The sequence below is a fragment of the Paraplanobispora takensis genome, from assembly GCF_016863195.1.
In the GTDB taxonomy this organism is placed as follows: domain Bacteria; phylum Actinomycetota; class Actinomycetes; order Streptosporangiales; family Streptosporangiaceae; genus Planobispora; species Planobispora takensis.
Genome location: NZ_BOOK01000010.1, coordinates 37,113 through 55,468 on the forward strand (window position 1 = coordinate 37,113; position 18,356 = coordinate 55,468).

The 18,356-nt window shown below is 72.5% G+C and carries 17 protein-coding genes and 1 pseudogene; 11 read left to right on the top strand and 7 right to left on the bottom strand.

The genetic code is table 11. From position 1 onward, the window contains the following. Positions 1 to 144 precede the first annotated feature (144 nt). Positions 145 to 981 (bottom strand): SDR family NAD(P)-dependent oxidoreductase, encoded by an 837-nt coding sequence (locus Pta02_RS07725; RefSeq protein WP_203874003.1) that lies wholly within the window; start codon positions 979 to 981, stop codon positions 145 to 147. Next, a complete protein-coding gene (locus Pta02_RS07730; RefSeq protein WP_203874004.1) occupies positions 978 to 1,970 on the bottom strand; it encodes an AurF N-oxygenase family protein in 993 nt (330 codons plus the stop codon). Before Pta02_RS07730 ends, Pta02_RS07725 begins: the two co-directional genes overlap by 4 nt. Before the next feature lie 276 nt (positions 1,971 to 2,246). On the opposite strand from Pta02_RS07730, the gene Pta02_RS07735 reads away from it, so the two are divergent. After that, positions 2,247 to 3,182, top strand: coding sequence for a DMT family transporter (locus Pta02_RS07735; RefSeq protein ID WP_203874005.1), 936 nt, complete (start codon positions 2,247 to 2,249; stop codon positions 3,180 to 3,182). Between the two features lie 75 nt (positions 3,183 to 3,257). Here Pta02_RS07735 and Pta02_RS07740 read toward each other — a convergent pair whose 3' ends face one another. Continuing rightward, entirely contained in the window at positions 3,258 to 4,301 is a 1,044-nt protein-coding gene (locus Pta02_RS07740; protein WP_239129843.1) for a sensor histidine kinase, read from the bottom strand. A 171-nt stretch (positions 4,302 to 4,472) separates the two neighbouring features. Here Pta02_RS07740 and Pta02_RS07745 point away from each other — a divergent pair, with 171 nt between their 5' ends. The 5 genes and pseudogenes from Pta02_RS07745 (at position 4,473) to Pta02_RS07765 (ending at position 9,144) form a co-directional block, all read left to right on the top strand. Beyond that, on the top strand, positions 4,473 to 5,672 hold the full coding sequence (locus tag Pta02_RS07745) for an acyl-CoA dehydrogenase family protein (RefSeq protein WP_203874006.1): 1,200 nt from the start codon (positions 4,473 to 4,475) through the stop codon (positions 5,670 to 5,672). Between the two features lie 109 nt (positions 5,673 to 5,781). Further along, positions 5,782 to 6,759: an acyl-CoA dehydrogenase family protein gene (locus Pta02_RS07750; RefSeq protein WP_203874007.1), complete on the top strand. Its 978-nt coding sequence runs from the start codon at positions 5,782 to 5,784 to the stop codon at positions 6,757 to 6,759. An 18-nt stretch (positions 6,760 to 6,777) separates the two neighbouring features. After that, positions 6,778 to 8,241 (top strand): AMP-binding protein, encoded by a 1,464-nt coding sequence (locus Pta02_RS07755; protein WP_203874008.1) that lies wholly within the window; start codon positions 6,778 to 6,780, stop codon positions 8,239 to 8,241. Positions 8,242 to 8,629: 388 nt separating this feature from the next. Continuing rightward, positions 8,630 to 8,848, top strand: a pseudogene (locus tag Pta02_RS07760) (type II toxin-antitoxin system RelE/ParE family toxin); the annotation flags it as partial. Next, positions 8,845 to 9,144 carry a helix-turn-helix domain-containing protein gene (locus tag Pta02_RS07765; RefSeq protein WP_203874010.1) on the top strand — a complete coding sequence of 100 codons (300 nt, stop codon included), beginning with the start codon at positions 8,845 to 8,847 and terminating at the stop codon, positions 9,142 to 9,144. The pseudogene Pta02_RS07760 and the gene Pta02_RS07765, both read left to right, overlap by 4 nt. Positions 9,145 to 9,199: 55 nt before the next feature. Here Pta02_RS07765 and Pta02_RS07770 read toward each other — a convergent pair whose 3' ends face one another. Further along, positions 9,200 to 9,913, bottom strand: coding sequence for a MerR family transcriptional regulator (locus Pta02_RS07770; protein WP_203874011.1), 714 nt, complete (start codon positions 9,911 to 9,913; stop codon positions 9,200 to 9,202). A 62-nt stretch (positions 9,914 to 9,975) separates the two neighbouring features. Between Pta02_RS07770 and Pta02_RS07775 the strand changes: the two genes are divergently transcribed. Beyond that, entirely contained in the window at positions 9,976 to 10,668 is a 693-nt protein-coding gene (locus tag Pta02_RS07775; RefSeq protein ID WP_203874012.1) for a hypothetical protein, read from the top strand. Positions 10,669 to 10,687: 19 nt separating this feature from the next. Here Pta02_RS07775 and Pta02_RS07780 read toward each other — a convergent pair whose 3' ends face one another. Beyond that, positions 10,688 to 11,644, bottom strand: coding sequence for an AraC family transcriptional regulator (locus Pta02_RS07780; protein WP_203874013.1), 957 nt, complete (start codon positions 11,642 to 11,644; stop codon positions 10,688 to 10,690). An 82-nt stretch (positions 11,645 to 11,726) separates the two neighbouring features. Here Pta02_RS07780 and Pta02_RS07785 point away from each other — a divergent pair, with 82 nt between their 5' ends. Beyond that, positions 11,727 to 12,563 carry an NmrA family NAD(P)-binding protein gene (locus tag Pta02_RS07785; protein ID WP_203874014.1) on the top strand — a complete coding sequence of 279 codons (837 nt, stop codon included), beginning with the start codon at positions 11,727 to 11,729 and terminating at the stop codon, positions 12,561 to 12,563. A gap of 69 nt (positions 12,564 to 12,632) precedes the next feature. Here Pta02_RS07785 and Pta02_RS07790 read toward each other — a convergent pair whose 3' ends face one another. Together Pta02_RS07790 and Pta02_RS07795 are read right to left on the bottom strand one after the other, a co-directional pair. Then, on the bottom strand, positions 12,633 to 13,673 hold the full coding sequence (locus Pta02_RS07790) for a dipeptidase (RefSeq protein ID WP_239129846.1): 1,041 nt from the start codon (positions 13,671 to 13,673) through the stop codon (positions 12,633 to 12,635). Positions 13,674 to 13,740: 67 nt separating this feature from the next. After that, positions 13,741 to 15,249 (bottom strand): flavin-containing monooxygenase, encoded by a 1,509-nt coding sequence (locus Pta02_RS07795; RefSeq protein WP_203874015.1) that lies wholly within the window; start codon positions 15,247 to 15,249, stop codon positions 13,741 to 13,743. Positions 15,250 to 15,469: 220 nt separating this feature from the next. On the opposite strand from Pta02_RS07795, the gene Pta02_RS07800 reads away from it, so the two are divergent. From Pta02_RS07800 to Pta02_RS07810, 3 genes are read left to right on the top strand one after another with little or no spacing between them, the layout of a single operon-like run. After that, positions 15,470 to 16,309: a Nif3-like dinuclear metal center hexameric protein gene (locus Pta02_RS07800; RefSeq protein ID WP_203874016.1), complete on the top strand. Its 840-nt coding sequence runs from the start codon at positions 15,470 to 15,472 to the stop codon at positions 16,307 to 16,309. Further along, positions 16,306 to 17,046: a zinc ribbon domain-containing protein gene (locus Pta02_RS07805; protein WP_203874017.1), complete on the top strand. Its 741-nt coding sequence runs from the start codon at positions 16,306 to 16,308 to the stop codon at positions 17,044 to 17,046. The genes Pta02_RS07800 and Pta02_RS07805 overlap by 4 nt, the downstream gene beginning before the upstream one ends. Beyond that, the gene (locus Pta02_RS07810; RefSeq protein WP_203874018.1) at positions 17,043 to 18,353 is read left to right on the top strand and encodes a bifunctional RNase H/acid phosphatase; all 1,311 of its coding nucleotides are present in this window, start codon (positions 17,043 to 17,045) and stop codon (positions 18,351 to 18,353) included. The genes Pta02_RS07805 and Pta02_RS07810 overlap by 4 nt, the downstream gene beginning before the upstream one ends. The last annotated feature ends 3 nt before the right edge of the window (positions 18,354 to 18,356 follow it).

Below are 18,356 nucleotides of genomic sequence, written 5' to 3' on the forward strand. Positions count from 1 at the left end.
ACGGCCGTCCGGGGGGCAACCCGACATGGACTCCCGGACGGCCGTGCACCGCCCCCGGCGCGGGGGCGTCCGGTCGCGCGGCCCGTCCGGCCGCGCGGGTTCGTCGGGCCGCGCGGGGTGATCGGCCGCGCGGCGCGTCGACGGTCAGCCGCGCAGGCGCCGTACGGCGAGCGCGGCCACCCGGACCGCTCCCGCGGGCGAGAGCCGTGCCCCGCGCCAGGCCATCCGCCCCGAGGCCGGGGCCACGATGAGCGCCTTGTCGCGCGCGACGCCCCGGATGATGTCCTCGGCCAGGGAGTCGACGGAGTAGAGCCGTCCCATGGTCCTGGTCGCCGACTCGCGGGCGCCGGCCCCGGTCTCGGTCTGCGGCAGGCCGGGGTTGGCGTGGTCGAGCAGCGGGGTGTCGGTGAAGCCCGGGCACACCACGCTCACCCGCACGCCGTGCGCCCGCGCCTCGGCCCGCAGCGCGAGCGAGAGGCCGACCACCGCGTGCTTGGTCGCGGTGTAGGGCAGCATCAGCGGGGCGGGCGTCAGCCCGGCCAGCGAGGCGGTGTTCACGATGTGGCCGCGGCCCTGCTCGATCATGACCGGGTAGGCGGCGTGCACGCCGTGCACCACACCGCGCAGGTTCACGTCGATCGTGCGGTTCCAGTGGTCGAGGGTGAGCTCGTCGGTGGTGCCGCCGACCGCGATCCCGGCGTTGTTGAACAGGAAGTCCAGCCGTCCGTGCTCGCGCCTGACCCCGGTGACGAGGTCGCGTACGGCCTGCGCGTCGGTGACGTCGAGCGCGGCGCTCCGGCAGCCGAACTCCTTGGCCGTGCGCTCGGCCCCCGCCGCGTCGAGGTCGGCGGCCACGACGTGCACGCCGCGCCGGGCGAGCTCGCGGCACAGGGCCCGGCCGATGCCGGAGGCGCCCCCCGTCACGATCGCCGTCCTGGGCCGGGCCGTACCGCCGGATGATCTGTCGGATGTCGTGCTCACCGTGCCGCTTTCTTCGCCGGAGGGTCGTCGTAGATACCCATGATCTTCCAGATCCTGCGCTGGAACGCGTTCATCATGCCCAGTTCGGCGCAGAGCTCACGGGTCTTGCCCACCGAGTCGCGGATCTGCGCGGCGGCCTCGGGGTTGTCGGTGTAGACGTCCCTGACCACCTGCTCCGGGATGCGGAACGCCCTGATCATGGGTCCGGGGGGCGAGAGCATGATCCGGGCCATGATGCCCAGGATGACCGGGGAGATGAGCCCCAGTGTGAAGCGGCGGTAGCGCGGCATGCGCGGGACCCGGCGGCGCAGATAGTGCCGGGCGAAGGAGATGTGCCTGGCCTCCTCCGCGATGTGGATGCGCATGATGGTCTCCTCGAGCGGGTGCTTGATCTGACCTTCCCTGAGGGTCTTGCGCTGCACGTGGTCGATCGGGTCCTCGCCGCCGAGCACGAAGATGAAGAACAGCTCGGTGGAGATCAGCGGGATCCACGGGGCGACCTGGGCGAGTACGCTGAGCGGCCCGGGCATGCCCCTGATCGGGAGCTTCGTACGGTTGACGAACTCCTGGAACATCATCCCGTGATGTCCCTCTTCGATGGTCTCGTGGTAGACGTAGCGGAACTCGGGTGAGCCGTTCGGCAGGCGGTAGGCGTAGTTGAGCAGGCCGCGCTTGAGCAGGTTCTCGAACTGCAGGCCGATCTTCATGGCGGTCGCCACCCGCCACAGCCCGATCTTCGCGCGCACCTCGGGCGGCTGGGCCCGGTACCAGGGGTGGCCGCCCAGCTTGTCGACCGCGGGCAGTTCCCAGCGCGGGTCGTCCTGGCGGACCAGGAAGTCCGGGTCGTCCCAGGGGATGTCGACGTAGGGCTCCCAGTGCTTGTCGACCGAGGCCTTCGACAGGCGCTCGATGACCGCCTCGTAGGCGCGCCTCTCCACGACCGTCTGGTCGTTCTCCCTGTCCGCGGTGGTGTTCGGAGCCGGTGTCATCACTGCACTCCCATCGGATGTCCTGGCCCTAATTGTACGGAGAATCCAATAGCGCGGGAAGTCCTCCCCCCGGTGTGAGGTAGGTCACGTTCTGTGGAGACGTGGGCTTCTCTCGTGCTCTTTGGGGTGTGAGGGATCTGCTGTCGGAGTGGGGTCCTTACCTCAGGGTTGTATACAGGCCACTCCCGAGCCGTTCGGCTAGCTCCGGCTTCCCTCAGGTGATGCGAGTCTTCCCCTATGACAGCGGTGACCGCTCCCCGGCCCCTGGTGGGAGTCGTGCTTCTGTTATTCGTCAGCGCCGCCTGGGGGTCGGCCTTCCCGCTGATGAAAGACCTCATCCATCGCATACCGGTGGCCGACCTGCTCGCCGAGCGCTACGGGCTCGCCACGCTGGTCCTGCTCCTGCTGCGCCCGCACTGCCTGCGGGGATTGAGGGAGAACACCTGGCTCACCGGGATCCTGCTCGGTCTGCTGTTCGGGGTGGGGCAGACCGTTCAGGCCGTGGCGCTGCACGACCTGCCGTCGTCGGTCTCGGGGTTCACCGTCGGCTCCTACGTGGTGATCACCCCGGTCCTGGGCCTGGTCCTGCTGGGCGTCCGGCCGTCGTCGCGGACCTGGGCGGCGGTGGCCCTGGCGATGGCCGCGATGACGGCCTTCACGCTCCTGCGGGGGACCGGGGGCGCGGACATCTCCCTGCCCGCGCTGGCCGTCACACTGCTTTCGGCGGTGCTGTACGCCGGGCACACGCTGGTGCTCGGCGGCTTCGAGCGGGCGCGGCAGGAGGGTTACGCGGTCGCCGTGATCCAGCTCGGCGTCATCGCCCTGATGACGGGTCTCCTGGCCGTCCCGGACGGCCTCACCCTGCCCGCGACCGCCGTCGACTGGGCCATCCTCGGCCACCTGTCGGTCGTGGCCTGCGCCCTGGGCTTCCTGGCCCGCTCGTTCGGCCAGGCCCACGTCCGGCCGGCGCCGGCGGCGGTCATCCTGTCGGCCCAGCCGCTGTGGGTGACGGCCCTTGCCGCCCTGGTGTACGGCGAGTCGCTCACCTGGACCGTCTTCCTCGGCGGAGGGCTGATCGCCGCCGCGATGCTGCTGGTGGTCCTGCCCGGAAGACAGCGCCCCGGTGAGGGAGAGCCCGGCAGGGGAGGAGTCCACCGGCGCGTGCGGGAGAAACCCTGGCGGAGGGTGCACGAGGAGCCCAGCGGAGCGTGAGGGACGGTCCGCACCGGCGGCCCACGGGGCACGGGGTACGGCGAAGCGGGGGAGGCGGGGAACGGGGACGGCGGCTCAGCGGGCCACGGGCAGCCGCAGGACGAAGCGCGCGCCCCGGGGGCTGTCCTCCACGACGAGGCTCCCGCCGTGGGCCTCGGCGACCTCCCTGGCGATGGGCAGTCCCAGCCCGGTCCCCCCGGCGTCGCGGGCCCGGGCGGCGTCCAGCCGGACGAACCGGCGGAAGACCGCCTCGCGCTGGGCGGGGTCGATCCCGGCGCCGTCGTCGAGCACCTCCAGCACGGCCGTGCCGTCGTGCTCGCGCACGCTCACCGCCACGGTGGAGGCGGCGTGCCGCTCGGCGTTGTCCACCAGATTGGTCAGCAGCCGCGCGAGCCGGAGCGGGTCGCCGACCACCAGCACGCCGGGTTCCACCTCCCGCACCACCTTCGCCCGGCGCCCGCGGCGGTCCAGCTCGCCCTGCACCAGCTCGCCCAGGTCGAGGAGTTCCCTGGCCGCGGGCATGCCGGCGTCGAGCCTGGCGAGCATCAGCAGGTCGGCGACGATCGCCTGGAGCCGGTCCAGGCTGGCGAGCATCGCGTGGGCCTTGGCCTCCCAGTCGACGCCCTCCGGATAGTGCAGCGCCTCCTCCACCTGGGTGCGCATGGCGGTCAGCGGGCTGCGCAGGTCGTGGGAGGCGTCGGCGGCGAACCTGCGCTGCTTCTCCACCGCCTCCTCCAGCCGGTCCAGGGTCTGGTTGATCGTCTCGGCCAGCTCCCTGATCTCGTCGCGCGCCCGCGGCACCGGGACCCGTCGGCCGATGTCGGTGGCGGTGATCTCCGCGAGCTCGCTCGTGATCGAGTTCACCGGGGTCAGCGCCCCGGTCACCGTCCGGTAGGCGCCGGCCCCCGCCAGCGTCGCGGTCAGCACGCAGGTTCCGGCGAGGAAGCCGAACAGCCCCGGATGGACGTACCAGGGGACCGGATACGGATAGTGGGCCTCCGCGAGGTCGTGCAGGAAGAACATCGCGACGACCGTGACGACGGCGTCGGACAGGGCGGCCGTGGTGGCGGCGATCAGCGTGAGCCGGGTCCGGACGGACCACGAGTGCCGTGTGGGCACGCCGATCTTCACCCCCCGGATCAGACGATCACCTTGGGCGGATTAATTGCCTTTTCCTGGCGATACATGGCCAATCAATGGCAAAGATCGATTCTCCTTCCGGTGTAGAGCAATGCTCTGTACGGCTGATCGCCCACTGGTTAAAGTAAGTGAGCGCTGATTGGAGCTGACATGGACCTTGAGGACTACCGGCAGCGGGCCAGGGCCTGGCTGGAGGCCAACGCGCCGGGCGACCGGCCCGAGGGCGCCCCCGACGAGAGCGGCGTGGCCGCGGCCAAGGCCTTCATGGCGAAGCTGTACGACGCCGGATACTCCGGGATCACCTGGCCGCAGCAGTGGGGCGGGCAGGGGCTGACCCAGGCCGAGGAGCGCGCCTTCGCCGCGGAGGCCGCGCGCTTCACCCTGCCGACCTACGTGTTCTCCATCGGCCTGGGCATGTGCGGGCCGACCCTGGTGGACCTGGGCACCGACGAGCAGCGCGGCCGCTTCATCCGGCCGCTGCTGCGCGGTGAGGAGATCTGGTGCCAGCTGTTCTCCGAGCCGGGCGCCGGCAGCGACGTCGCGGCGCTGCAGACGCGGGCGACGGCCACCGACGGCGGCTGGGTGGTCGACGGGCAGAAGGTGTGGACCTCCGTCGCCCAGCACGCCGACTGGGGCCTGCTGCTGACCCGCACCGACGTGGAGGTGCCCAAGCACAAGGGCCTGACCATGTTCGTCGTGGACATGCACGCCCCCGGCGTCACGGTCCGGCCGCTGCGGGACATGACCGGCCGCGCGCACTTCAACGAGATCTTCTTCGACGGCGTGCACATCCCGGCGGAGAACCTGGTCGGTCAGGTCGGCGACGGCTGGAGCTGCGCCGTCACGACCCTGCTGCACGAGCGGCTGTCGATCTCCAGCGGGGTCGGCATGGGCGGCCAGAAGGACAATCCGGTCGCCTTCGACGCGCTGCGCACGACCGTGGACACCGGTGACCCCGTGGTCAGGGACCAGCTCGTCGAGCTCTACGTCCGCTCCCGCGCGCTGGCCCTGTTCAACCAGCGGCTCGCCCAGGAGACCAAGGCCGGGATCTTCCCCGGCGCCCGGGGCAGCGCCGCCAAGCTGCTGCTGGCCGAGCTGACCATGTTCCAGGCCGACCTGGCCACCTCGCTGGCCGGTCCCGAGGCCGTGGCCCACCCCGCAGAGGGCGGGTACGGCGGCGGGCTGGCGAACGCGATCTCCCTGGCCCCGGCCATGGCCCTGGGCGGCGGCACCAACGAGATCATGCGCAACATCGTGGGCGAGCGGGTGCTGAACCTGCCGCCCGAACCCCGCACGGACAAGAACGTGCCGTTCAAGGACCTGAAGACGAGCGGGGGACTCCCCTCGTGACCCGGCGGACGACCTCCGACCAGACGGTTCCCGGGCAGACGACCACCGGCCGGACGACCATCGACCGGACGGCCACCGGGCAGGCGACCACCGCGGAAGGGCGGCCCGCATGAAACTCGTGCTCACCACCGAGCAGCAGGAGCTGCGCCAGGCCGTCCGCGGCTTCCTCGCCGCCGCCTCGCCGCTGCCCGCCGTACGGGCCGCGATGGAGTCGGAGGGCGGCCACGACCCCGAGGTCTACCGGCGGATCAACGGCGAGCTGGGCCTGTCCGGCCTGATCGTCCCCGAGGAGCACGGCGGCTCCGGGGCCGGATACGCCGAGCTCGCGGTCGTGCTGGAGGAGACCGGCGCGGCGCTGCTGCCGGGCCCGTTCCTGGCCACGACGCTGGCCGCCATCCTGCTCAGGGAGACGGGGGACAAGGAGCTGCTGCCCGGGATCGCCGACGGGACCACCGTCGCGACCGTCGTCCTCGACGGGAACCGGGCGCTCAACGGCGCCGAGGCCGACGTGGTGCTGTCGATCGACGGCGACCGGGTACGGGCCCTGCGGGGCGGCGAGCGCACCGCGCTGACCACCCTGGACCCCACCCGCAGGCAGGCCCTGGTGGAGCCCGGCGGCGACGTCGTGGCCGCCTCCGCGGAGGGGGTGGCGCGGGCCCGCGACCTGTTCGCGGTGGCCGTGGCGGCCGAGCAGCTGGGCGTGCTGCGCGCCTCGCTGGAGGCGATCGTGGCCTACGGCAAGGTCAGGGTCGCCTTCAACAGGTTCATCGGCTCCTACCAGGGGGTCAAGCACCGGCTGGCCGACATGCACTGCAAACTGGAACAGGCCGAGTCGATCGTCCGGCACGCGGCCTGGGCCGCCGACGAGGCGCCGGAGGAGCTGGCCTCGGCCGCCGCCCTGGCCCAGGTCTATGTGGGCCGGGCCTGCTTCGAAGTGGCCCGCGACAGCCTTCTGCTGCACGGCGGCATCGGCTTCACTTGGGAGCACGACGCGCATCTGTTCTACAAGCGGGCCAAGGCGGACGAGGTTCTCCTCGGCCCGCCGCGGATCCACCGGGCCCGCCTCGCCGACCTTCTGGAGCTGTAACACCGTACGAGGAGAACCATGGCCGACATCAGCGGGCTGCCCGGCTTCTACCGGATCGCGGAGGCCGATCCCGGACGCCGGGCGGTGATCGACACAGACGGCACGACGACGACGTACGGCGAGCTGCTCGCCAGGGTCAACCAGGTCTCGAACGGGTTGCGGGCCCGGGGCCTCGTCCAGGGAGACGTGGTCGCGGGCGTGCTGCGCAACGGGATCGACCAAGTGATCATGCTGATGGCCACGGGACAGGCCGGGCTGTACTACGTACCGATCAACTGGCACCTGACGCGCGCCGAGATCGACTACATCCTGACCGACTGCGACGCCGGGGTGGTGGTCACCCCGGAGTCCGGCGGGACCGCGGCCCTGGCCGAGGGGCAGCCGGACACCGCCCCCGCGGACCGCTCGGGGGGCGCCGTCATGTGGTACACCTCGGGCACCACCGGCTTCCCCAAGGGCGTGCAGCGGCCCCTGCCGGGCGCCGAGCCGGAGGCGATCGTCCCCCTGTACACCTGGTTCCTGGGCGAGGTCTGCGACCTGCGGCCGGGCGACGAGGTGCACCTGGTGACCTCGCCGATGTACCACTCCTCCCCGTGCGCGCACACGATGTTCGCCCTGCACCTGGGGCACACACTGGTGATCGCCGAGAGGTTCGAGCCGGTCACCGTCCTGGAGCTCGTCGACAGATACCGGGTCACCAACGCCATGATGGTGCCGACGATGTTCCACCGGATGCTCCAGCTGCCGCCCGAGGTCCGCGACGGATACGACGTGTCCTCGCTCCGGCAGGTGATCCACACGGGCGCGGCCTGCCCGGTGGCGGTCAAGAAGGGGATCATGGACTGGTGGGGCCCGGTCCTGTACGAGTACTACGGCTCCACCGAGTCGACGATCGCCTTCGCCGTCAAGCCCGAGGAGTGGCTGGAGCGCCCCGGCACGGTCGGCCGCCCGGTCCCGACCTTCGAGGCGAAGATCTTCGACGAGAACGGGGACGAGCTCCCGCCGGGCGAGCCCGGGATGATCTACGTCAAGTCGAGCCTCGCCGGCTTCGAATACCGCAAGGACCCGGGCAAGACGGCCGCCAGCATGCGCGGGGAGTGGTACGCCCCCGGCGACATCGGCTTCATGGACAAGGAGGGCTATCTGTTCCTGTGCGACCGCCGCACCGACCTGATCATCTCCGGAGGGGTGAACATCTACCCCGCCGAGATCGAGGCGGCGCTGCTGGAGCACCCGGCGGTCGCCGACGTCGCCGTGATCGGCGTCCCGGACCCCGAGTGGGGCCACAACGTGGTCGCCCTCGTCCAGCCGGTCCCCGGCGCCCGGCCCTCGCCGGAGGAACTCCTGGACCACCTCGGCCCGCGCATCGCCCGCTTCAAGCACCCCAAGCTCGTCGAGTTCCGCGACGAGCTGCCCCGCACCCCCACCGGCAAGCTCTCCCGCTCGAAGGTCCGGGAGGACTATCTGGCCGCGAGGGGATGACCGGCCCACGCCCGCCGGGGCCGCCGGAGACCCCCGCGCCCCCGGCGGCGCCGCGTCAGGCCGGGTGGGTGCTGCGCGTGTCCGCCTTTTCCGGGGACGCCGGGTCGGGGGCGTGCGGTCGCCGCGCGGCAGCAGGAGCGCGGTCGGCAGCAGGAAGCTGACCGCGTTGGCCGCCACGCTCACCACCGGGCCCACCAGCCCGATCGCGGCGGTCCGAGCGCGCGGTCGCCTCATGCTCCCCGGCGGTCGATCTGCTGAACGTTCGAAGCCTCGGGCCGGGAGTCGGCGGGCCCCGGGACAGGGATTGTCGCTCAGCGTATTTGCATAAAAGCACATCGCGACAAGAGCGTTCCTCATAGCATCGATGCTATGAGGGGAGCCCCGCGCCAGGCGGTTGGACGGCAAGCTGCGTGAACTCCGGTTCCACCTCGACGAGCTCGTCATGCGCATCACCTACTGGATCGCGCCCGGTCGCCGGATCGTGCTGTTGACCGTGTTCTCCAAGACGCGGGCACGCGAAGATCGGGAGATCGAGCGGGCTCGGCGGGCCATGCGCCGCTGTATCGCACTGGCGCACACCGTCGATGAGGGAGAAGAGGCGGTATGAGCAAGCAGGAAAGCCGGCGGGAGCTCAGGGGCCGGCGCATGGCCGAGCCGGGTGCGGCCGAAGCCTACGAGGCCGCACGCATCGCCTACGAGCTGGGCAAGGCGGTCCGGGCGATGCGTGAGGGGCGCGGCTGGAGCCAGAACGACCTGGCCCGGGAGGCCGGCATGACGCAGTCGGCGGTGGCGCGCTTCGAGGCCGGCGGAACCATTCCCACCCTGCCGGTGCTGGAACGTTTGGCCCGCGCCCTGGACGCCGACCTCGAGGTCCGCCTGACGCCGAGGGCTCCGGCCGCCTGAGGACCGCCCGGTGCTCTCTTGCGGAGGGGAGTCCTCGGTCGCCGCGGAGGCGGGGTCAGGCGGCGCGGGGGCGGGTGGATATCTCCAGGACGACGGCGTGGGCGCCGTCGGCGTCGAGGAGGTGTTCCTCCACGGTGGGACCGGCGACGTCCAGGCGATGGCGGTGCAGCCAGCCGAACAGGTCCTGCCCGGCGCGGACCACGTCTCCCGCGGGGGGAACGACGGCTCGTACGACGGTGCGGGCGGGCAGGGTGAGCCGCTCGCCGTCCCGGCCGGTGGTGACCGCGGCGGTGAACGCGCCCGTCGGCCGGCCGTCGAGCCAGGTCAGCAGCGTCGCCGGTGGCGCCGGGCAGAGGCCGGCCAGTTCGGACGGATGGCCGATGCGCATGCGGCGGACGCGTAGCCGGCGCGGTCCCACCGCGGCCTGCTGGGGCAGGACCGACATCGGCGTGGTGAGGTGGTCGGCGATGTGGGCCGCGGTCGCGGTCAGGGCGGCGATGTCATGCCGGATGCCGGCCACGGCCTCGGTCAGCGCCTGCCGCAGCTGTGTCTCGGGAGCGTCCAGCAGATCGGCGATCTGCCGCAGCGGCAGGCCGAGGCGCTGCAGTCCGCGGATGCGTTCGAGCCGGGACAGCTCGGCCACGCCGTACCAGCGGTAACCGGTCGCGCGGTCGACCGCGGCCGGGGCCAGCAGCCCGATCTTGTCGTAGTGGCGCAGAGTGCGTTCGGAGACCCCGGCCATGCGCGCCAGTTGCCCGATCCGCCACATGGCGTCTCCTCTCCCCGGCGCGTTGACTCTGTCCCTGCGTCAGGGTTCTACCGTCACCGTCCATGACCGATCTGAACCCTCGCAACCGCCTCGCCGGTGTCCTGCTGCTGACCTCGCTGACAGCCATGATCGCCGGTGCGGCCATCGTGGTGCCATCGGGGTTGACCCTGAATCCGGCCGATCCCGGTGCCGCGCTGGCCGCGGTGGGCGAGCTGGCCGGGCTGCACATGACCGAGCTGGCCCTCGACGTGCTGGGCTGGCTGGCCCTGACCGCGGCCGGGACGGTGCTGGCCGCCCGCCCGGCCGGCGCGTCCAGACCGCACCTGGTGACGCTCTCCGGCGGCCTGCTGGCCGCCGCCGGGCTGGCGGGTCTCCTCCACGACGCCGGGAACCTGGCGCTGACCCGGCTGGCCGCCGACCCCGCCGCCCCGGCGGCCGCCGCCGTCGCCCTGGCGGTCCTGCTCACCGCCAAGTGGGCGGTCAACCTGGCCGGGCTGCTGTGGGTCGCCGCCACCGTCGCCGGAGCGGCGGGCATCCCGATGTCCGCGAGGTTCCGTGCCGCCGGCCTGATCGCCGCGCTTTCCGGGCTGGTCGGGGTGGCGCTTCCGTGGACGAGCGGGACCGGCGGCCCGACGGTGGCGCTGGAGCAGCTCGGGTACGCCCTTCACCTGCCGATCATGGTCTGGTACGGCGTCCTGGGGTGGCGGTACATGGGCGATCGCGAACCGGCGCCCGGCGCCGTGGCCGCGGTGTGAAACGGCCGGGCGGGGTGCGTCAGGAGACTGCGGCGGGTTCGGTCCGGGCGATCCTGCGATGCTCCTGGGGGCTGATGCCGCGCACCCGTTTGAAGGCGGTGCTGAGCGCGAACGCGCTGCCGTACCCGACCCGCGCCGCCACCGCGCCGACGGTGGCGTCCGAGCCGCGCAGCAGGTCGGCGGCGAGCGCCAGCCGCCAGTCCGTCAGATAGGCCATGGGCGGCTCGCCGACCAGCTCGGTGAAGGAACGGGCCAGGGCCGCACGGGAGACGCCCACCTCGGCGGCCAGGCCGGCCACAGTCCAGGGGCGGTCGGGGTGGGCGTGCAGCAGCCGCAGCGCCCGGCCCACCACCGGGTCGCCGAGCGCGTGGTACCACGCCGGCGCCTCGGCCTCCGGGCGGGAGAACCACGCCCGCAGGACGGCGATGAGCAGCAGGTCGAGCAGCCGGTCCAGGACCACCTCCTGGCCCGGCTCCTCCTTGACGATCTCCTGGCCGAGCAGGGGGACCAGGGGGCTGCCCAGGGACTCGCCCGGCAGGACCAGCAGGGCGGGCAGGGCCCGCAGCAGCCTCTTGCTGATCTCGGAGTTCGGCTGGTAGGTGCCGACGAGCATCACCACCGGACCGTCCGGGCTGTTGCCCCAGGTCCGCACGCCCAGGTCCATCGTCCCCGACAGGTCCTCGCCCCCGGGGGTCGTGCAGCGCTGCCCGGGGTGGATGACGACCTGCGGCGGGGTGGCCGGGTCGTCGGCGAAGGTGCAGGGGCCGGGGCCGCGCGTGATCGCGACGTCGCCCGGGCGCAGCCGTACCGGCTCGCCGCGGTCGGGGATCACCCACGCCTCGCCGCGCACCAGGGCCACCAGGGAGAGCGGCGCCTCGTCCTCGATCCGCACCGACCACGGCGGGCTCAACATCGCGCGCAGCAGGAACGCCTCCCGGGCCCGCGGCCCGTCCAGGAGGCCGGCGAGTGCGTCCATGTGGATCAGTGTAGACGCATGAACATGGAATCGAGCATCTCAACCATGTTCCGTCTCACGCCGTGCGGATTTGATGGGTGCCATGACGGAGAACACGACACAGAACACGACGTTGGTCATCGGCAGCACGGGCAAGACCGGCCGGCGGGTGGCGGCCCGGCTGCGGGCGCGCGGCCTGGCCGTACGCGAGGGCTCCCGCTCGGCGAACCCGCCGTTCGACTGGAACGACCGCGCCACCTGGGAGCCCGCGCTGCGGGGGGTGGACGCGGCGTACGTGACCTACCAGCCGGACCTGGCCTTCCCCGGGGCGGCGGAGACGGTCCGCGACCTGGCCGCGCAGGCGGTGGCCGCCGGGGTGCGCCGGCTGGTCCTGCTGTCCGGCAGGGGAGAGGAGGGCGCGCTGCTCGGCGAAGAGGCGGTACGGGAGTCCGGCGCCGAGTGGACGATCGTGCGCTGCAGCTGGTTCTGCCAGAACTTCGACGAGAGCCACCTGCTGGAGCCGGTGCTCGCCGGCACGATCGCGCTCCCGGCAGGGGACGTGGCCGAGCCGTTCGTCGACGCCGAGGACATCGCGGACGTGGTGGTCGCGGCGCTCACCGAGGCCGGGCACGGGGGCCGCGTCTACGAGCTGACCGGCCCCCGGCTGCTGACCTTCGCCGAGGCGGCGGCGGAGATCTCCAAGGCCTGCGGGCGGGAGGTCCGCTATCTGCCGGTCTCGGCGGCCGACTACGAGTCCACGCTGGTGGAGTACGGCGTGCCGGCCGCGGAGGCGGCGGAGCTGACCGGCCTGTTCACCACGGTCCTGGACGGCCGCAACGCCCACCTGTCCGACGGGGTACGGCGCGCGCTCGGGCGCGGGCCCCGCGACTTCTCGGACTACGCGAGGGACGCCGCGGCCACCGGTGTCTGGAACGTCTGACGGGTCCCGCGCCGGGCCGGGATCGGGTGGGACATCCCGACGGGTCCCGTGCCGGTGCCGGGCCGGGGGTCAGGCGGGGCGGCCCAGCTCGGCGCGGAACAGGCGCAGGACGTTGTCGCCGAGGATCTTGACGATCTCCTCCTCCGCGAAGCCGTGCTTGTCCAGCGCCTCGGTGACCAGGGGCAGGCCGCCCGGCCCGGACAGGCCGGGGACGGAGGCCATCGCGTCGAGGCCGCCGGTGCCGATCTCGCAGCAGGGCGGGGTGACGTCGTGCAGGACCTCGCGGACGAAGTCGGGGCCCAGCCCGACGTGGTCGATCCCGGCGACACCCGCGACGTGCGCGATGTGGTCCACCAGGCGGTCCAGCGTGTAGCCGGCCGGGTCGTCGGACAGGAAGGCCGCCAGGAAGTTGACGCAGACCACGCCGCCGGTCGCCGCGACGCCGCGGATCTGCTCGTCGGTCAGGTTGCGGTGGTGGTCGCGCAGGGCGCGGGCGGCCGAGTGGGTGGCCATGACCGGGCGGGCCGACAGCTCCAGCACGTGCTCGACCCCCGCCGCGCCGAGGTGCGAGACGTCGAAGATCATGCCCAGGCGCTCCATCTCGCGGACCGCCTCCACCCCGGCCGCGGTCAGCCTGCTCCCGGTGGCGTCCTCGCCGCTGCCGTCGGCGAGAGCCGTACGGCCCCAGTGGGCGATCGAGGCGACCCGCACGCCCAGCCGGTGCAGCGTGGGCAGCAACTCCACGTTCGCGTCCAGGCCCGGCATGCTCTCCAACGCCAGGACCAGGGCGATCAGCCCTTCCGAGAGCGCCTCGTCGACCTCGGCGCCGGTGGTGCACAGGCGTACCTCGTCGGCGTTGCCCCCGGCCAGCGTGTGCGCGCATTCGATCATGCGCAGCGTCTGGCGGAGGGCTCCCTCGGGGCGGTACTGCTCGTCGATGAACACCGGCAGCACCTGCAGGTCCACCCCGCCCTCGCGCAGCTGGGGCAGCCAGCGCTCGCGGAAGAACGGGGCCCAGCGCGCCGGCGGCCGGGCCGTGACGGCCATGAGCAGGTCGTTGTGGGTGTCGGCGACCACGGCGTCGTGGTGGAGGTCGGCTGCGGCGGACACGTGCGGGCCCTTCCTCGCGGGTGACTGTGTCCCGGACCCTACCGGCCCCGGGGGGTGCGCCGGGAGGTCAGCGGGCGAAGCGGAACGCCGCCGGGCGCGGGGCTCGGGTCAGCCGGTGGTACAGGGGCGTGGAGCCCGGCCAGTTGTTGGTCACCCGGCCTGCGGCGTTCTTGTACCAGCTCGCGCAGCCCGCCTGCCACACCATGTGGTCCATGGCCCGCTCCAGGCTCCTGCGCCAGGCGTCCATCGCCTCGGGCCGCACCTCCATCGGCCCCCGCTCCACCAGGTGCGGCAGGCAGCCCATGATGTAGCGGACCTGGCACTCGATCATGAAGACGATCGAGTTGTGACCGAGGTTGGTGTTGGGCCCGTAGAGCATGAACAGGTTCGGGAAGTGCGGGACCGCGATGCCGAGATAGGCCTCCGCGCCGTCCTTCCACTCGTCGTGGAGCCGGCGCCCCTGCCTGCCGGTGATCTCGATCGGCGCCAGGAAGTCGGTGCTCCGGAAACCCGTCGCGTAGATGATCACGTCCGCCTCGCGCACCCCGTCCGTGGCCTCCACGCCCTCCGGGGTGATCCGGACGATCTTCTCGGTGACGACGTCGACGTCGGGACGGGCCAGCGCGGGATAGAACTTGCTGTCGATGACGATCCGCTTGCAGCCGATCGGATAGTCCGGGGTCAGCTTGGCCCGCAGTACGGGGTCGGGGATCTGCGCGCGCAGGTGGTCCAGGGCGCGCTTGCGCACCACGGCGGTGCTCCAGCCGCCCGCCAGGGCGGGATAGAGGGCGCCCTCGGCGTAGCGGTAGATCCACTCCCGGTAGATCCGCTGGGAGAACGGCAGGTGGTGGAAGACGGCCCGGGCGGCCCGGCCGAAGGCGGCGTCCGGCTTGGGGATCACCCAGTTGGGGGTCCGCTGGAAGACGTCCAGGTGCGCGGCCTCCTCGGCCACCGGCGGGATGAGCTGGGCCGCCGACGAGCCGGTCCCGATCACGGCCACCCGCCTGCCGGTCAGGTCCACCGAGTGGTCCCAGCGGGCGGAGTGGAAGGAGGGTCCCGCAAAGGACGACATGCCCGCGATCTCGGGCAGGTGCGGCCGGTTGAGCTGGCCCACGGCCGAGACCACCACGTCGAAGAGCTCCTCGCGCTCCTCGTCTCTCCCGTGTCCGTCGCTCTTCTCGCGTTCGCCGCCGCCCGCCGTACGGGCTTCCGCGCCGCCCGCCGTACGCACCCGCCACTTGCCCAGCGCCTCGTCGAAGACGGCCGAGACGACCTCGGTGCGCAGGCGGATGTGTGAGCGCAGGCCGTACTTGTCGGCGCATCTCTCCAGATAGTCGAGGATCTCCCGCTGGCCGGGATAGCGGCGGGTCCAGCTGGAGTAGCGCTCGAAGGAGAAGGAGTACAGGTGGGAGGGGATGTCGCAGCCCGCTCCCGGATAGGTGTTGTCGCGCCATGTCCCCCCGACGTCGCCGCCCTTCTCGAAGAGCGTGTAGGAGTCGACGCCCGCCCGTTCGAGCTGGATGGCCATGCACAGCCCGCCGAATCCGGCACCGATGATCGCGACAGTCGGACCCATGGGAATCCTCCGGGGGAGTCAGGATTCACTTACATTAGGCGATCTGCTGGCATTGGGGAACAGGTGTGAGTCTTGTCGGGAACGTCCGGTCCGCCATGCCGTACGGCGGCCGCCGGGTCCGGGGGACCGCGCGGGGGCGGGTAGCGGATTCACGTGATCACGGCGAGGGGCCGGGAGCCGGATTCACGTGATCACGCGGGGAGGCCGGTAGTCTGCGCACGTGTCCACGCTTGCCGACGTCGTCAGAGAGCTCGAATCCCACTACGACCCCCGGTGGGCGGAGTCGTGGGACGCGGTCGGGCTCGTCTGCGGCGACCCGTCCCAGCCCGTCACGAAGATCCTGTTCGCGGTGGACCCGGTGGCCGCCGTCGCCGAGGAGGCGGTGGACTGGGGCGCCGACCTGATCGTCACCCACCACCCGCTCTACCTGCGCGGCACCACCAGCGTCGCCGCCACCACCTTCAAGGGCCGCCTGGTCCACACCCTGATCAAGAACGACATCGGCCTCTACACCGCCCACACCAACGCCGACGTCGCCGACCCCGGCGTCTCCGACGCCCTGGCCCGCGCCGTCGGCCTGACCGGGCCGCTGGTCCCGCTCAGCCCCTCCGCCGACGACCCCCGGCGCGGGCTCGGCCGCGTCGGCTCGCTGCCGGAGCCGCTGCCCCTGCGCGACTTCGTACGGCGGGCCGCCGCCGGCCTGCCCGGCACGGCCGGCGGCCTGCGCGTCGCCGGAGACCTGGACCGCGAGGTCCGGCGGGTCGCGGTGAGCGGGGGAGCGGGGGACTCGCTCCTCGGCACGGCCCGTGCCGTCGGGGTGGACGTGTTCCTCACCGCGGACCTGCGTCATCACCCCGCCAGCGAGTTCGTGGAGGCCGGCGGTGACGGGCCCGCGCTCGTCGACGCCGCCCACTGGGCCACCGAGTGGCCCTGGCTGGCCGATGCCGCGCGACTCGTGGCGTCCGGGTTGGCGGCCGGGGGGATTAATGTTGAGACGCGCGTCTCCGAGACGGTCACGGACGCCTGGATCACAACAGCAAAGTGCGAGGAACTCACGTGAAAGCAGCCCCGGCAGCCCAGAAGCGCCTGCTCGACCTGGCCGAACTCGACTCCGTGATCGACAGGCTGGCCCATCGCCGCCGCACTCTGCCGGAACTGGCCGAGATCGACGACCTCGCGGCCCGCGTGGCCCGGCTGGCGACCCAGGTGATCGCCGCCGAGACCGAGGCGGGCGACCTCGCCCGGGAGCAGACCAAGGCCGAGGCCGACGTCGACTCCGTGCGCACCCGCGCCGAGCGCGACCAGAAGCGCCTCGACTCCGGCCAGGTGTCCTCGCCCAAGGACCTGGCCAGCCTGCAGTCGGAGATCGCCTCGCTCCACCGCCGCCAGAGCGACCTGGAGGAGGTCGTGCTGGAGATCATGGAGCGCCGCGAGACCGCCGACGAGCGGGTGACCAAGCTGGCCGCCGAGCGCGACGAGCTCGCCGCCGCCCGCGCCGCCGCCGAGGACCGCAGGGACGCCCTCTTCGCCGAGATCGACAAGGAGAGCGCGGAGGTCAAGGGCAGGCGCGGGGACATCGTCGCCGACATCCCCGCCGACCTGCTGGCGCTGTACGACAAGCTCCGCGAGCAGTTCGGCGTGGGCGCCGCGATGCTCCAGGGCAGCCGCTGCCTCGGCTGCCGTACGAGCCTGTCCATCGCCGACATCAACCGCATCAAGGCCGCCGCCCACGACGAGGTGCTCCGCTGCGAGGAGTGCCGCCGCATCCTGGTCCGCACGCCGGAGTCCGGTCTGTGACGACCTCGTACGTCATCGAGGCCGACGGCGGATCCCGGGGCAACCCCGGCCCCGCCGGTTACGGGGCGGTGGTCAGGGACGCCTCCGACAGCCAGATCCTCGTCGAGGACGCCGCGGCGATCGGCACCGCGACCAACAACGTCGCCGAGTACCGCGGGCTGATCGCCGGGCTGCGGGCGCTGCTCGACCTGGCCGGCGACGGCGCGACCGCCGAGGTCCGGATGGACTCCAAGCTGGTCATCGAGCAGATGGCCGGCCGCTGGAAGATCAAGAACGAGGGCCTGCGGCCGCTCGCCCTGGAAGCCGGGGCGCTGGCCCGCCGCCTGCGGGTGACCTGGAAGTGGATCCCCCGCGAGCGCAACAAGGAGGCCGACCGCCTGGCCAACGAGGCCATGGACGCGGCGGCCAAGGGTGTTCCGTGGCATTCCACGATGACGGCGTCGGCCTCGCCGGTCGTGTCGTCCGAGGCGCCGGCCTCGCCGCCTGCGTGGGGCTCACCGGCGGCTTCCCCGTCTGCGGTTTCCTCCTCGGCGTCCGCCGTCCCCGTCCCGGCGTCCGCCGGCCCGGCCTCGCCGTCCCCGGCTCCGGCGCAGGGGTCGCTCTTCGACTCGACCGACATTTCCGAAATATCATCCGACGCCCCTGTGGCCGCGTCCGTGACCAAGGGCAGCGGCTGGCGTCCGCCCACCTCCACGGCCACGACCCTGATCCTGCTGCGCCACGGCGAGACCCCGATGTCCGTCGAACGGCGCTTCTCCGGGATCGGCGACCCCGAGCTCACCCCCAACGGCCGCGCTCAGGCCGAGGCCGCGGCGGCCAGGCTGTCGCGGGAGCCGTACGGGGTCCAGGTGATCGTCAGCTCCCCGCTCAAGCGCGCCCGCGCCACCGCCGAGGCCGTCGCCGCGCGTACCGGCCTGGAGGTGATCGTCGAGGAGGGCCTGCGGGAGGCCGACTTCGGCGAGTGGGAGGGCCACACCTACACCGGGATCCAGCGCCGTTGGCCGGACGAGCTCGCGGCCTGGCTGGCGGACCCTTCGGTCGCGCCGCCGGGCGGGGAGAGCTTCGAGGCCGTGGCGGAGCGGGTCCGGGCGACCGGGGAGAAGCTCGTCGAACGCTACGAGGGCCGGACGGTCCTCGTCGTCTCCCACGTCACGCCGATCAAGACGCTGCTCAGGCTCGCGCTGATGGCCCCGCCCGCGGCGCTGTACCGCATGCACCTGGACCTGGCCTGCGTCTCCCTGATCGAGCACTACGCCGACGGCCCGGCCGTGGTGAAGGCCTTCAACGACACCGCGCACCTGCGCTGAGTC

Excerpts from the sequence above, each read along its gene's own strand:
- Pta02_RS07770 (WP_203874011.1), bottom strand. The coding sequence starts at position 9,913 with ATGTGGCGGATCGGGCAACTGGCGCGCATGGCCGGGGTCTCCGAACGC.
- Pta02_RS07745 (WP_203874006.1), top strand. The coding sequence starts at position 4,473 with ATGGACCTTGAGGACTACCGGCAGCGGGCCAGGGCCTGGCTGGAGGCC.
- Pta02_RS07795 (WP_203874015.1), bottom strand. The coding sequence starts at position 15,249 with ATGGGTCCGACTGTCGCGATCATCGGTGCCGGATTCGGCGGGCTGTGC.
- Pta02_RS07780 (WP_203874013.1), bottom strand. The coding sequence starts at position 11,644 with ATGGACGCACTCGCCGGCCTCCTGGACGGGCCGCGGGCCCGGGAGGCG.
- Pta02_RS07785 (WP_203874014.1), top strand. The coding sequence starts at position 11,727 with ATGACGGAGAACACGACACAGAACACGACGTTGGTCATCGGCAGCACG.
- Pta02_RS07775 (WP_203874012.1), top strand. The coding sequence starts at position 9,976 with ATGACCGATCTGAACCCTCGCAACCGCCTCGCCGGTGTCCTGCTGCTG.
- Pta02_RS07750 (WP_203874007.1), top strand. The coding sequence starts at position 5,782 with ATGAAACTCGTGCTCACCACCGAGCAGCAGGAGCTGCGCCAGGCCGTC.
- Pta02_RS07730 (WP_203874004.1), bottom strand. The coding sequence starts at position 1,970 with ATGACACCGGCTCCGAACACCACCGCGGACAGGGAGAACGACCAGACG.
- Pta02_RS07765 (WP_203874010.1), top strand. The coding sequence starts at position 8,845 with ATGAGCAAGCAGGAAAGCCGGCGGGAGCTCAGGGGCCGGCGCATGGCC.
- Pta02_RS07755 (WP_203874008.1), top strand. The coding sequence starts at position 6,778 with ATGGCCGACATCAGCGGGCTGCCCGGCTTCTACCGGATCGCGGAGGCC.